The sequence below is a fragment of the Candidatus Filomicrobium marinum genome, assembly GCF_000981545.1.
Classification (GTDB): domain Bacteria; phylum Pseudomonadota; class Alphaproteobacteria; order Rhizobiales; family Hyphomicrobiaceae; genus Filomicrobium; species Filomicrobium insigne.
The window spans coordinates 450397-464188 of record NZ_LN829119.1 but is presented as its reverse complement, the minus strand read 5'-3'; the positions used below and the strand labels follow the sequence as shown (position 1 = coordinate 464188).

Below are 13792 nucleotides of genomic sequence, written 5' to 3'. Positions count from 1 at the left end.
TGATGCCGCACTGCAACACTCACAATCTCTCTGCGCTCTACCGAGTTTCCTGGATTCAGTAAATTACCGTTTCAGATCATCATCTCACGCTATGCATGAGTTGGAACTGCGACGCTGACGCCCTGTGGCGACTCGGCGGCAGGAGTTTTATGGTGGCGGCGGCACCTGCAATCGCCTGTCATCGACGATGAGAGACGAGCAGGGGGATGGAGGACGAATATCCATGCGTTCGATCATGATCGCCACGTTGTGCCTGTTCGCAGCGGCGGTGTCGGCACCCAGTGCAATAGCTGAGCTGAGCAAAGCTGAACGAGCCCCCGCTTGCGCCGACCGGCCCCATGCCCTCGGTGTTTCTCGGATTGTCGAGATCGATACCAGCACCGCAGGCCGTTTCGGCAACATGCAGTACAAGGATATCGACTTCCTAAAGCCCGGAGAGGTCGTCTTGACCTTCGACGATGGCCCCCTGCGTCGATATACTTTGAAGGTTTTGAACGCGCTTGAAGCACACTGCACCAAAGCGACGTTCTTCATGGTCGGCCGTATGGCTGTCCATGACCCAGCCATGGTCAAGGAGATAGATCGGCGCGGACATACGGTTGGGACGCATACGTGGTCCCATCGGAACCTTGGCGCTCTAAGTCTCTCCAGCGGAGAAAAGGAAGTCGAACTCGGCGTCAGTGCTGTCTCAGCGGCTCTTGGCAAGCCGGTCGCACCATTCTTCCGTTTCCCGTACCTGAGCGACCCACGCCGCATGATTGATCATCTGCAATCACGCCATCAGGGAATTTTCTCGATCGACGTTGATTCGCATGATTACCGAACACGCTCGGGTCAGACGGTTGTCAGCCGGATAATGGCAGGGCTTGAAAAGCAGGGGAAAGGCATCCTGCTCTTCCACGACATTCAACGTTCAACCGGTGGTGGCATCTCTGACCTTCTCGACCAACTGAAAGAGCGTGGCTACAAAGTCGTCCACATCGTGCCGAAAGCTCCGATTGAAACCCTTCCCAAATACGATGAACTGGCAGCCAAAGAGCTAGGCAAATACGCGAAATCGGCAGCTTCGCGTCCTCTCTCACAGCGTTCAGTCGTCTGGCCGATCTCCACAGGTGACGATATGCCGGCCGTTGAACCTCTGGTGATAACGCCGCGACATCCGTTGAACGCACCTCTTCCCGAGCAACGAGGGGACGTTCCGCCAGGATTCAAGATCAAGGATGAGCCGGAAGCCACCCAAACGATCTATGAAGAACCTTCATCACAAACAAACGAACGTAAAACCTCTCGTAACATCGACTCATCCACCCCCGAGCCATCATGGCAAGACCGCGTGTTTGCTCAATAATTTCTCTATTTGAGGCCCTGTAACACAGGCGTGAATATTGGATTTAAACAAGTCTCTAACGTTTCATTGTAAACTGGTTCGGTCCGTCCAATCGATCTAAAGGGCTGTGCCCATTAGCTTGAACGGCCACGGCTTTGTCGCAATCATCGAGCTTGTGAACGCGAAGCCAATCGGCCAGCGTGGCATGAGCGCCATAGCATTCCGACGACCGAGACTTTCATGCGTTTGCTAAGATGCCATTTGTACGCACTATATGCCGGCCTGGCGGTGCTCCCCGCACTGACTTCACAGGCGCGCGCGAATACCTGCGAGAACAATCCAGACGCTATCGGTGTGGAGCGTATCGTCGAGATCGACACAAGCACCGGCCCGCTATTTGGGGCGATCTCTAAGCAACCTAAAGAAGCGAAGTTCCTCAAACCTAAGGAAGTCGTCCTGACGTTTGACGATGGCCCAAGCCCATGGGTCACCCCTTCGATATTGAAGACGTTGGCCGACCACTGCACGCTCGCGACATTTTTCTCGGTCGGCAAGATGGCCGTCGCCTATCCTGACATTGTTCGGGACGTGCTGGAGCAGGGACACACGGTCGGTGCCCACACGTGGTCCCATCCCTTCAATCTGCCGCGTTTGAAGGCGGAAAAGGCGCACGCCGAGATCGAAGATGGGTTTGCCGCGATCGCCACAGCAGCCGGACGCGACATTGCCCCCTTCTTCCGCTTTACCGGACTGCGCGATTCCAAACCGCTGCTCGAATATCTGCAAAAACGCGGCATAGCGAGCTTTACCGTCGATGTTGTTTCCGACGATAGCTTCATCAAAAACTGGAAGGAGCTAGTCGAGGTTACGCTACGTCGCGTGGAACATTCCAATGGCGGTATTATCCTCTTCCACGACATCAAGGCGTCAACTGCCAAGGCACTTCCGGATATCATGGCCGGACTAAAAAAGCGCGGCTTTAAGGTCGTTCACATGCGGCCCCGGCATCCACTCGAAATGGCCTCCCTGAACACCTCGAAGTTCGCGGCAAAAGTATCCGGCAATTTATCCGAAACAAACCGCCACCCGCGCCTTATGTCGTTTTATGGAGCCGTCGCTGCGCTCCGTGAAACAAACGGAGACGAACCACTGCCTGAACCGCCTTACCAAGGGCCTCCCATCACGGTCATCACACCAGGAACGGTCCCGCAAAGCACGCCCGTGCGTGCGCTATCCACCGAACGCCCCAAGCCCGCGAAGAATGCCACAACTCAATCCACAACGCCGGGGCTCGTAAACCGACCGGATCGCAATCCGCTTTATCGGAACGTCGCGCCATGACGGAACCACGGCACCGCCGGGTTACTCTCCGTACGGCATGAGACAGAGCCACACAAAATGCCCAGCGCTCACCAAGCGGACGATAGCTTCATTGATCTTTGGCTGTTCTCCCGCGACATCCCTGATCAAAACGAGCATTCACAACTCGCAGCCCACCTTTCGACCGAAGAGCTTGAGCGAAGCGCGCGGTTCCTCGATCCGCAGGATCGCCATCGCTATGTCGTCAGCCGTGGCCGCCTACGCGAAATCCTAAGCGGCTACGCGTCAATCTCGCCCCAGCAAATCCAATTTCGCTACGGAGAGCATGGCAAGCCGTACTTGAGGGATCCCGCATCAATCTCGTTCAATCTTAGCCACTCTAGACACCTCGCAGCTATCGCTGTCTCAACGCAGTTCGACGTTGGTGTCGATATCGAGCGCGTGCGCGCGGTCCGTCCCAACTTACCTGAACGCTATTTCTCAGCGCCTGAGATCGCAGGATTAGCCGAGTTGGAAGAAGATGCTTGGCAGGATGCTTTCTTTCGCTGCTGGACGCGAAAGGAAGCGTTTATCAAGGCGCTCGGCGAAGGAATGCGTCAGCCCTTGAAAAGCTTCAGTGTAACATTCCGGGAAAACGAACCCGCTGGCCTGACCTGGATGGCTGATGACGCAGAGGCTCCGGATAAATGGGCTTTCATCGACTTAGCCCCGGCTCCTGGCTTTGCCGGCGCCATCGCCCTAAAAACAAATGGCGCCCCCGCCCCACGTCTGCGGATCATAACTGAACAACAAGCTGTCAGCCGCTAGCGAACAATAAGGACGACAACCTGTCTGATATGACCGACCACTGCTCTGAAACGATCAACGCCAAGCTCTAGCGCGATGGTAGTGCAGGCCGATGGGTGTCGCCGTTCACGCAACCATGTCTCGCCGACGTTCGGCAACGCGCCGGTGACCGCCGCCTCACCGAATTGGCTCCACGAAGACCGCAGGATCGTCTGCGACGGCCTACAAGCAGACATACTGCTTGTAGGCCGATGACACTCGATAGTGCCGTTACCCAGAGTTTAGCAGCGGTGCTCTCCCGGTCTATTTACTCTCTTTCACCGCGGTATAGGTCGTGATGAGGTTACGGTAATCAGGAATGTGGTTCGAGAACAACGTGCCAAGCCCCTCGACATCGTTGCGCCAGTCGCGATGCAACTCGCAGGCGACGCCGAACCAAGTCATGAGCTGCGCACCGGCCGCTGACATGCGGTCCCAAGCCGAGTGGCGTGTGATCTCGTTGAAGGTGCCCGAGGCGTCGGTGACGACGAACACCTCGTAGCCTTCCTCAAGCGCCGACAAGGCCGGAAACGCAACGCACACTTCCGTCACCACGCCGGCGATGATCAGCTGGTTCTTGCCCGTCGCCTTCACCTCCTTAACGAAGTCCTCGTTGTCCCAGGCATTGATCTGGCCGGGACGTGGGATGAACGGGGCCTTCGGAAACTTCTCCTTGAGCTCCGGCACTAACGCGCCGTTAGGGCCGTCCTCGAAGCTTGTCGTCAGGATAGTCGGCAGCTTGAAGTAGGCGGCGACGTCAGCGAGCGCCAGCACATTGTTCTTGAACTTGTCAGGCTCGATGTCACGCACGAGCGAGAGCAGCCCGGCCTGATGATCGACCATCAGTACGGCGGCGTTGCTCTTGTCGAGGCGAATATAGGGCTTGGTCATGATGGGCGTTTCCTTGGACTTAGGGGGGGATGGTTGGCGTTCGGGGCCGCGACCGGCGCCGTAAAATAGCGGCTCCGGCCATCAAGCCGGAGCCGCCTCGGTCATGCCGTCTCGGCGTTGCGGATCTCGCCGAACTTGCCGCTCTGGAAATCGAGCATAGCTTGCTTGATCTCGCCGACCGTGTTCATGACGAACGGGCCCTGTGCGGCCACGGGCTCTTTGATCGGCTCGCCGGTGAGTACCAACAGCTTGGCGTCACCGTTTGCTTCGATAGTAATGCCGCCACCATCGCGACCAAGGATCACCGTCTGCGCTTCGCGCACGATTTCGCGGCCATCGACCTCCACAATGCCGGAAAGCACGAGGACGGAAAGCGTGTGACCCTCGGGGACATCGAGCGTCACCGTCTTGTCGCGGGCGAGACGCACATCCCAGATGTTGATTGGTGTGAACGTGCGCGCCGGACCCTTCGCGTTAGCGAAGTTGCCCGCGATGACTCTCAGCTTGCCGGCGTCGTTCGGCAGATCGACCACCGGAATGTCGGCATCGAGGAGATTCTGGTATCCAGGCTTTGCCGTCTTGTTCTTGGCCGGCAGGTTTACCCAGAGCTGTACCATCTCGAAGTTGCCGCCCTTCTTCGCAAAGGCCGGCGAATGGTACTCCTCGTGTAGGATGCCCGAAGCTGCCGTCATCCACTGCACGTCGCCGGGACCGATGACCCCGCCCGCACCTGTGGAGTCGCGGTGCTCGACTTCGCCCTCATAGACGATTGTGACCGTCTCAAAGCCCTTATGCGGGTGCTGGCCGACGCCGCGCCGCTCGGTGGTTGGCGCAAACGTCGTTGGCCCTGCGTAGTCGAGCAGGATGAATGGGCTGATGTGGGTGCCTTGCGCACCATGCGAGAGCATGGACCGGACGGGGAAGCCGTCGCCGACCCAATGCTGGCGCGGGGCGCTGTAAATTCCGAGGATCTGCCGCATGGTCTGCCTCCTTTCAGGGGTAAGCAAAGGTTTGACCTGTTTGAAAGGAAGATACTTGGGAACAGTCAGAAGAGAAGTCGTCGGATCTTGACCGGTCTGTCCTAAATTTAGGACAGTGACTTATGCAGGACCTCAACGACCTCTATTACTTCGTCCAGGTGGTGGACCATAGCGGCTACGCCAGCGCAGCCCGTGCGCTCGGAATACCCAGGTCCAAGCTCAGCCGCCGCATCATGGAGCTCGAGCAGCGTCTCGGCGTACGTCTTCTGCAGCGCTCCACCCGCAAGCTCACCGTCACCGAGATCGGCCAGGAGTATTACCGGCATTGCGTCGCCATGCTGGTCGAGGCGGAAGCCGCCCAGGAGGCGATCGAGCGCTCGCGTTCAGGGCCACAAGGGCTGATCCGCGTCAGCGCGCCTCCTGCCCTCGTCTGCTTCGAAGTTGGCCCGATGATCGCCCGCTACATGGCGGCAAACCCGCGCGTTGCCATCGAGCTGGAATCTACATCGCGCCGCGTGGATGTGATCGGTGAGGGCATCGATATCGCATTGCGTGTGCGCTTTCCTCCGCTCGAGCCCTCCGATCTCGTCATGCGAAACCTCGGCGAGAGCCCGCAACGCATAGTGGCCAGTCCTGAGCTGATGAGAGGATTTTCGCTGCCGCTGGTACCGACTGATCTTAGCGCCCAGCCGAGCCTCGACCTTGGGCCGATGCTGCCAAAGCACGTTTGGGAGCTACATGGCGCCGACGGCGCATCGGTGCGCGTCACGCATAAGCCACGTCTCGTCACCGACGACATGGCGCAGTTGCTTCATGCTGCCCTGGAAGGTGTTGGCGTCGTCAAGCTGCCGACCATGGTGGTCGACACGCATATTGCATCGGACAGGCTCGTCGATGTCATGCCGGGATGGATGCCGCGAGGTGGAATTGTGCACGCCGTATTCCCGTCGCGGCGTGGCCTGCTGCCCTCCGTGCGCAGCTTCATCGACTTCCTGGCGGCCGAGTACGAATGTGTCTGCAAGGCTCAGCAAAAAAACAGCTAGGGGTCATTCGTTGCCGTTAGCGGTTGCCCGAGGCGGTGCTTGGCTTCGAAAAGCATGCCACATACCGCCTAGCTTATCCGGCCCCTGTCATAACCTGATGTCGGCCGTTGGAACTTTCATCGCAGAGAACTGGGGAGGCGCATGCACCCGTACCCCTCGATAGAAAGCACATGGGTAGCAAGCGCAAAGACGCTCTTCCAGGCCACCGTTCAGGGCTTTGCAGGCGATGTAATATGGCAAGTAAGAAATGGTGCGGTCGAGAGGACTCGAACCTCCACGGAGTTACCCACTACCACCTCAAGGTAGCGCGTCTACCAATTCCGCCACGACCGCATCAGGATGCCCAACAACGCCAAAACTTTGCGTTGTAGCGCACATCCACCGACGGCCCACAAACGTGACCATCGAGGCTGATGCTGCTAACAGATACCCTGCATTAGCGCAAGTCCTTGCGACACAGAGAAGGGCGTTCGCCGCCAAAATTGCTGGTGCGGCAGACAGCCGCTCACCACATCTACCGCAAACAAACGCAGTTGTGCCTGATGGAGAGGACACTCCGAAGCCCCACCACTCCCAGAAAGTCTAACGCATGCCCATTACCCAAATCTCCGACAAGGAACCAATCCCAGCTATCGAATGGGCCGTAAGCAGTGCTCCAATCGACTACCCACGCGCGGTCGCTTTCATGGAACAACGCGCAGCTGAGATCCGTGCTGGCACGGCCCGCGAGCTTATCTGGCTCTGCGAGCACCCGCCCCTCTATACCGCAGGCACAAGCGCCCAGCCGCAGGACTTGCTGGAACCTGCGAGGTTTCCCGTCCACACAACAGGCCGTGGCGGCCAGTACACCTATCACGGACCTGGTCAGCGGGTCGTCTATGTCATGCTCGATGTGCGACGGCATTTTGGGGACGTCAGGTCGTTCGTAACCTTCCTTGAGACATGGACCATCGACACTCTCGATAGCTTCGGTGTGAAGGGAGAAACCCGAAAAGATCGCGTCGGTGCGTGGGTCAAACGGCCGGACAAGGGAGACAACGTAGAAGACAAGATCGCCGCGATAGGCGTCCGCCTTCGCCGCTGGGTCAGCTTCCACGGCCTCGCGATCAACGTGAACCCCGACCTCACGCACTTCTCTGGCATCGTCCCCTGTGGCATCCGCGAGCACGGCGTCACGAGCTTCTCGGACTTGAACGTTAACGCGAGCATGGCCGACGTGGATGCCGCATTGCGCACGAAATTCCAGGCACGCTTTCACAGCGTGCGCGAAACCGCCGATCCGTTTGCCAATTCAGTATCTAGGGAAACCGGTGCCGCCCTCGCTGCGACTTAAGCTGCAAGCGAAGGCGGTACCAGAATGATATGTTCAGCAAGTAGGCCCGGAGGTCTACTCGGACAACAAATGAGCTGCACGGCGTTCAAATGCAGGGAACGTCGCGCAATACGGACAGAGAACGTCCACCCTAGTGGAGCGAACGAGAGAAGGGCCTGTCCGCCGCAAACCGCCATGACGCATCATCTATCGACGACGAAAGCCTAGCGGATACAAAACGTCATTTGGTTGGGGGTTCACTTTCCCCATCTTCATTACGGCGCTTCTCAGCACCGTCGTAAAACAAAACCGAATCTTCAATCGACACGATCTCGGTGCCCTCGACCAGAATGTACTGACCGTCTTCCACACCTTCGAGCCGAAGAATACACCCCTTCAAACAGACCCCATCGATCCGTTCCCCGGGCTTCAGCGAGATTTGGTTTTGTTGGTTGTCCTCGATAATGGTGATCTGGCGATCTTCGGCATCATTGTTTGTAACGCTGGAAGCAAGAGCCCCAACGCTTGGCAAACCAGCCATCATCAATGCGATGGCTCCAGCAAAACGCGCCATCCACACCATAATGCGAGACCCCGTTTACGCTGCCGACTTCTTCGCAGCAGCCTTCTTAGCGGCCGGCTTCTTCGCCGCAGGCTTCTTCGCAGCGGCCTTCTTCTTCACAGCGACCTTCTTCACAGCAACCTTTTTAGCAGCCGGCTTCTTGGCCGCCGTCTTCTTGGCTGCAGGCTTCTTAGCAGCAACGGCCTTCTTAGCAGCAGCGGCCTTCTTCTTAACGGGCACCTTCTTCGCAACTGCCTTCTTGACGGCAGTCTTCTTGGCTGCGGGCTTCTTCGCAGCAGCCTTCTTGACGGTCTTTGTTTTCATCTCTCAGGTTCCTTAGACTTGAGGGGAGCGACTCGAATAGGCTCCAACCACTCCCGTTTTCGCCACAACGGTTTTCACTGTGGTTACAAACGTCCGTACCCTCAAACGGAAAATTCCGGTTGCGGCTATCGGAAATTCCGATAGGTATGCCTGAGGAGAAGTTACTGCGTATCAATATTTACCATGGACGTCACACTCGCACGCACCTTTCTCACCGTCGCTGAGACCGGCAGTTTCATCGATGCTGCGCGCAATATGAACGTCACTCAGTCCACGGTTTCCGCTCGCATCAAAAGCCTGGAAGACCTTCTAGGACAACCACTTTTTTCCCGCTCACATACAGGCGCCGATCTCACAGTCGCTGGAGAACAGTTTCGCAAACACGCGCTCGCGCTCGTTCGAGTTTGGCAACATGCGCAGCTTGAAATCGGCATGTCGTCGCAACATCGAGACCATCTCGCATTCGGCGCGCCAATGAGTTTCTGGGATAGTTTTCTGTTGAAATGGGTATCTTGGTTACGCCAATCGATGCCCGATATTGCGGTTTCAGCAAGCGCTGGACGTGCTCAACTCCTCACGCAGCGACTCGTTGAAGGCACGTTGGACCTCGCGATCATGTATCGTCCGATCCAACCACCCGGCCTTCTGATCGAACATCTGTTCGACGAAGAGATCGTACTTGTGACCTCCACGCCGGTACGTACTCGGCGCAGCTCAAGCGATTATCTCTTCATCGATTGGGGAAGCGATTTCCAACAGGATCATGCCGCGGCATACCCCGAGCTCACCACCGCTGGCCTTCACCTTGACATCGGATCGGCCGGGATCAACTACATCCTCACCAATCCGGCAACCGGCTACTTCCCGCGACGGCTTGTGGCACGGCACCTCTCGAGTGGCCGTCTCAGACAACCGAGCCGCGCACGCAAATTCGTTTACCCTGTCTACATGGTATATCCGGAAGCACGAGATGAGGAAGCTTACGAGCCCATCCTCGCTGGCCTGCGTAAAGCGGCAGCGCGCCTCTCCTAACGTCTTGTAACGTTGGCTTTTGCCTAAGTTTTGCGCAGTCCGCGTCGCCGGATACGTCGGCCGACATAGATGCGACGCGCCGCACCAATGCTCCTTAGGGAGCGCCACGATTCAAGTTCGGCAATCACCTCATCAGGAAATCCGAACGCACGTGCGCCGACAAGAATGGCACTTTCCATGTAGGCTGGCTTCGGGACACCATCTGCTCGGTGTGTGCTGGCGTAGGTGAACGAGGAACGCTCAACCCCGCTGGCGAGCCGCACGCGCACACGCTTGCGGAGGTAGTGTCCGTGCGCAACGCCCTCCCATTGGTCGAGCAAATGGAGATGCCAAGGTTCAACACGCCACAACACGCCGTAAACGCGGTTGTCGTGAGCGGGCATGATGTTCGCCGCCCCACGGGTCGTAATCTGAAACCGCCAGTTATCCAGCGTCGCCATACCGACCGGACGTGCACCAGGGCAACGTCGCGCCATCTGCCGCGGGGACATGTTTGACCCGTAAGCGAAGTAGAGCGGCCCGAGGAGACTCATTTATCCGCGATCGTAATTGTGGCGCAGTCGTAGTCGGGCACCCGCTCTGCCTTTCGAAGCCCTAAGCTCAAGCGAATTCCATGATGACTTCATCGACCGCCAAGCTATCTCCGGGCTGAGCGTTGACCTTCGTCACCGTTCCATCGCGTTCGGCTCGCAAGATATTTTCCATCTTCATGGCCTCAACGATGGCGAGAGCATCACCGGCTTTGACCTCATCGCCAACCGAAACGTTAATCGCTTTCACCAACCCAGGCATTGGGCACAACAACAGCTTTGAGGTGTCAGGAGCAACCTTCTCAGGCATCAACGCCGCGAGTGCCGCCTCGCGGTGCGTGAAGACCTTTACCGGCATACGAATACCGCGATAGGCGAGATCGTAGCCATTAAGGATCGGGCGCACCTGAACGGAAACATCCGCATTCCTGACTACACCGGACCAGACGGCATCACCCGGCCACCACTTGGAGGCCAACTCGAGCGTATCGTTCTGACCGTCCTCACCCGCCATCACAACGGTGACAGGTCCACCCAGCGTCCCCTCCACCAGAAGTTCAACGCTTGTATCCCCCAACACCACAACGCGTTCATTGCTGAACCGCACGGGCGTACCGTCCATCTGATGGGTGATCTCGCGACGACGAACGTTGTTGATGTGATCAATCGCCCCGGCAACAGCAGCCAAAACCTTTAACTCCTCACCCTCAGGCGGCCGCGGCTCAAATCCGTTCGGATACTCTTCTTGGATAAACCCCGTGGAGAGCTCCCCAGAACGCCACCGTGGATGCTGCATAAGAGCACTGAGGAACGGAATGTTGTGCTGAATACCGTCGATATAGAAGGCATCGAGCGCATCAGACTGCGTGTTGATCGCAGCTTCACGCGTGGGCGCGTGGGTCACGAGCTTCGCAATCATCGGGTCGTAGAACATTGAGATTTCGCCGCCCTCGTAGACGCCCGTATCGTTGCGGATCGTGAGACCTTCAGCTGAACCCTCGTTGGGCGGACGGTACTTGACGAGGCGACCAATGGACGGAAGGAAGTTGCGGAACGGATCCTCTGCGTAAATGCGGCTCTCGACAGCCCAACCGTTGAGCTTTACATCCGCCTGCTTGCGATCGAGCTTCTCGCCCGAAGCTACACGGATCATCTGTTCAACAAGATCGATCCCCGTAACCAATTCCGTCACGGGGTGCTCAACCTGCAGCCGCGTATTCATCTCAAGGAAATAGAAGCTCTTGTCCTGACCGGCGACAAATTCAACAGTGCCGGCTGAATCGTAATTTACAGCCTTGGCGAGTGCGACAGCCTGCGCCCCCATCTCGTTCCGGGTCTTCTCATCAAGCAACGGAGACGGCGCTTCCTCGACCACCTTTTGATTGCGCCGCTGAATGGAGCATTCGCGCTCACCCAGATGGATGACATTCCCGTGCTTATCACCCAGAATCTGAATTTCGATATGCCGCGGGTTCTCGATGAACTTCTCAATGAAGACCCGGTCATCACCAAACGAAGATTTTGCTTCCGAACGCGCCAGCGCAAAGCCTTCTTTGCACTCCTTGGCATCCCATGCGATGCGCATACCCTTGCCGCCGCCGCCAGCCGACGCCTTAATCATCACCGGATAGCCGATCTCACCAGCGATCTTCACCGCATCCTTGGCATCGGCAATCTCACCCAGATAACCGGGAACGGTAGAAACCTTTGCCTTTGCAGCCGCTTTCTTCGACTCGATCTTGTCGCCCATCGCCGCAATCGCGTGAGGATTAGGACCGATAAAAACGATGCCATGCTCGGCAAGAGCCTTCGGAAACGCTTCGCGTTCGGATAAGAAGCCGTACCCTGGATGAACGGCCTCGGCGCCTGTTGCTTTACAGGCCTCGATGATCTTCTCCATGATAAGATAAGACTGCGCGGCGGGAGCTGGTCCGATATGAACGGCCTCATCGGCCATCTGTACATGCAGCGCGCTCTGGTCAGCATCCGAATAGACCGCAACCGTCGCGATGCCCATGCGCCGGGCCGTCTTGATAACCCGGCAAGCAATCTCCCCACGATTAGCGATCAGTATTTTTTTAAACATTGGCGGCCTTGTCTCAGATGATCCAGAATTTGGTTAGCCGCGTTTTAGTCGCTGCCCGCCCCGAGGTAAACTACCGTGATAGCGTCATCATTACCCATGAAAACGGTGGTGTGCGGCGTACTAACGCTGTTTCGCCATATCTGCAGCCGCCACACGACGCGAAACAGGTGTAGCGCCGGGCGCAGAACTACGCTCAAGCATCCTCACGCGTACCAGATCAACAGCACTTCTCAGCTCATAAAGCTTGTCCGAATAGTGCAATGGTACTGGAATATTAGCCACCGCAGTCTCGATCCGCTCGATTTCATCCATAAGCTCGCTCGGAGCGGAAACTTCATTCAGCTTGGTTTCAAGTAACTTGAGTTCGCGATACCAATAAAGAATCCGCCGTCGGATACGCCATTGGTAAAGCCACGGGGCGACCTTGAACAATGGCAGTAAGATTGTCGCAATCGGAACAATCATAACGATCATGCGTTCGATGAAGTTGGCGAGCCAGAATGGCAGATAGCGCTGAAGAAACGGCGCACCACGCTTGTAAAGCCGCTCAGCATCCGCCGCCATCGGGAGTTCGGGGTCATGGGCCTTGGGAAACTCCTCAACCCGCTGGAACATACCGCCGCCGCTATGGACCTCCTGCGCCGCCTGCACCATCAGCCCGATGATCGCCGGGTGGAGATCCTTGTGGGCCACAAGAGCGGCCTGTGCGGCGATCAAAGTCACATCACCGTCGGGGATCTGCCTTGGCAAATCGATAACCCCAGAGGGCAATGTGACGCGAGACAGATAAGGCATGAGACGGGTGTAGGCGTCGGCATTAGCAAAACTCATCAGCCGAATTCCAGGCTCCCGCAGCAACTCGCGCACGAGCTTCGATTCCGCCGCGAGCACCAAAAATACCGCATCGACGTTATCTGATCTCAGTGCCTCAGCTGCAGCATCCCCGCTGAGAGACGAAAATGTAGTGTTCTGCTCGTTGAGACCGTTGGCCGTTAGCAGATCGCTCACCAGTGCTCGCGTTCCGCTGCCGGGTGCTCCGATGGCGAGACGTCTTCCGGATAACTGTACGAGGCGGTCGACCTCTACACTCCCCTTATAGAAAACCCAAAGAGGCTCTAAGAAAACGCGCCCCAAAGAGACAAGCTCCGGCGCGTTTTGCTGATCAGCAATGCCACCCTGCATGAGCGCGAGATCGACATCCGATCCTGGCGCCTGAAGGCGTTGAAGATTCTCGATGGATCCTGCCGAACTGAGCACTTCGAGAGATACACCTGAGTCGGCGAGTATCCTTTTGTATTTCTGCGCAAACGCGTAATACCCGCCGCTTTCGCTGCCCGTCGTCATCTTGACGCTCGCAGGAGGCGCCGGTTCCACAAACTGGTAGGCGAACCAAAACGCGAACGCCACGAGCAATATCGCGGGGCCGGCAATCAAAAGGGATTCGCGAAACTGCGAAGTCTGCACCTTGCGTCGCATGCGCAGCAAAACTCCTTGCTTACCGCTCTTGCAAAGAGCGAGGTTTGCCACGGAAAAGCGAAGTACATCAATGCTTGATGCACA

Annotated in this window: 13 protein-coding genes and 1 tRNA gene; 6 read left to right on the top strand and 8 right to left on the bottom strand. The window is 57.3% G+C overall.

Annotation, left to right across the window (positions count from 1 at the left end; translation table 11 throughout):
- The first annotated feature begins 223 nt into the window (after window positions 1-223).
- The 3 genes from YBN1229_RS02260 to YBN1229_RS02250 all read left to right on the top strand — a co-directional run bounded on the left by YBN1229_RS02260 (window position 224) and on the right by YBN1229_RS02250 (window position 3454).
- Window positions 224-1348, top strand: coding sequence for a polysaccharide deacetylase family protein (locus tag YBN1229_RS02260; protein WP_052743623.1), 1125 nt, complete (start codon window positions 224-226; stop codon window positions 1346-1348).
- 219 nt (window positions 1349-1567) lie between these two features.
- Window positions 1568-2668, top strand: coding sequence for a polysaccharide deacetylase family protein (locus YBN1229_RS02255; protein WP_052743622.1), 1101 nt, complete (start codon window positions 1568-1570; stop codon window positions 2666-2668).
- A gap of 57 nt (window positions 2669-2725) precedes the next feature.
- The gene (locus tag YBN1229_RS02250; protein WP_046476290.1) at window positions 2726-3454 is read left to right on the top strand and encodes a 4'-phosphopantetheinyl transferase family protein; all 729 of its coding nucleotides are present in this window, start codon (window positions 2726-2728) and stop codon (window positions 3452-3454) included.
- Between the two features lie 282 nt (window positions 3455-3736).
- Here YBN1229_RS02250 and ycaC read toward each other — a convergent pair whose 3' ends face one another.
- Entirely contained in the window at window positions 3737-4363 is a 627-nt protein-coding gene (gene ycaC, locus YBN1229_RS02245; protein WP_046476288.1) for an isochorismate family cysteine hydrolase YcaC, read from the bottom strand.
- A 101-nt stretch (window positions 4364-4464) separates the two neighbouring features.
- Window positions 4465-5343, bottom strand: coding sequence for a pirin family protein (locus tag YBN1229_RS02240; protein ID WP_046476286.1), 879 nt, complete (start codon window positions 5341-5343; stop codon window positions 4465-4467).
- Between the two features lie 122 nt (window positions 5344-5465).
- Between YBN1229_RS02240 and YBN1229_RS02235 the strand changes: the two genes are divergently transcribed.
- Window positions 5466-6386 (top strand): LysR substrate-binding domain-containing protein, encoded by a 921-nt coding sequence (locus YBN1229_RS02235; RefSeq protein ID WP_046476284.1) that lies wholly within the window; start codon window positions 5466-5468, stop codon window positions 6384-6386.
- 248 nt (window positions 6387-6634) lie between these two features.
- On the opposite strand, the gene YBN1229_RS02230 is transcribed toward YBN1229_RS02235, so the two are convergent.
- Window positions 6635-6719, bottom strand: a tRNA-Leu gene (locus tag YBN1229_RS02230).
- Between the two features lie 256 nt (window positions 6720-6975).
- Between YBN1229_RS02230 and lipB the strand changes: the two genes are divergently transcribed.
- Window positions 6976-7719 (top strand): lipoyl(octanoyl) transferase LipB, encoded by a 744-nt coding sequence (gene lipB, locus YBN1229_RS02225; RefSeq protein WP_046476282.1) that lies wholly within the window; start codon window positions 6976-6978, stop codon window positions 7717-7719.
- A gap of 220 nt (window positions 7720-7939) precedes the next feature.
- On the opposite strand, the gene YBN1229_RS02220 is transcribed toward lipB, so the two are convergent.
- Complete coding sequence (locus tag YBN1229_RS02220; RefSeq protein ID WP_046476279.1) at window positions 7940-8281, bottom strand: hypothetical protein; 342 nt, start codon at window positions 8279-8281, stop codon at window positions 7940-7942.
- A 15-nt stretch (window positions 8282-8296) separates the two neighbouring features.
- Window positions 8297-8584 (bottom strand): hypothetical protein, encoded by a 288-nt coding sequence (locus YBN1229_RS02215; protein ID WP_046479828.1) that lies wholly within the window; start codon window positions 8582-8584, stop codon window positions 8297-8299.
- Between the two features lie 183 nt (window positions 8585-8767).
- Between YBN1229_RS02215 and YBN1229_RS02210 the strand changes: the two genes are divergently transcribed.
- Window positions 8768-9616: a LysR family transcriptional regulator gene (locus YBN1229_RS02210; protein WP_046476276.1), complete on the top strand. Its 849-nt coding sequence runs from the start codon at window positions 8768-8770 to the stop codon at window positions 9614-9616.
- A gap of 23 nt (window positions 9617-9639) precedes the next feature.
- On the opposite strand, the gene YBN1229_RS02205 is transcribed toward YBN1229_RS02210, so the two are convergent.
- The 3 genes from YBN1229_RS02205 to YBN1229_RS02195 all read right to left on the bottom strand — a co-directional run bounded on the left by YBN1229_RS02205 (window position 9640) and on the right by YBN1229_RS02195 (window position 13708).
- A complete protein-coding gene (locus YBN1229_RS02205) occupies window positions 9640-10149 on the bottom strand; it encodes a gamma-glutamylcyclotransferase family protein (protein WP_052744686.1) in 510 nt (169 codons plus the stop codon).
- Window positions 10150-10216: 67 nt separating this feature from the next.
- On the bottom strand, window positions 10217-12232 hold the full coding sequence (locus tag YBN1229_RS02200) for an acetyl-CoA carboxylase biotin carboxylase subunit (RefSeq protein ID WP_046476274.1): 2016 nt from the start codon (window positions 12230-12232) through the stop codon (window positions 10217-10219).
- A gap of 120 nt (window positions 12233-12352) precedes the next feature.
- Window positions 12353-13708, bottom strand: coding sequence for a TAXI family TRAP transporter solute-binding subunit (locus tag YBN1229_RS02195; RefSeq protein WP_046476272.1), 1356 nt, complete (start codon window positions 13706-13708; stop codon window positions 12353-12355).
- Window positions 13709-13792 lie beyond the last annotated feature (84 nt).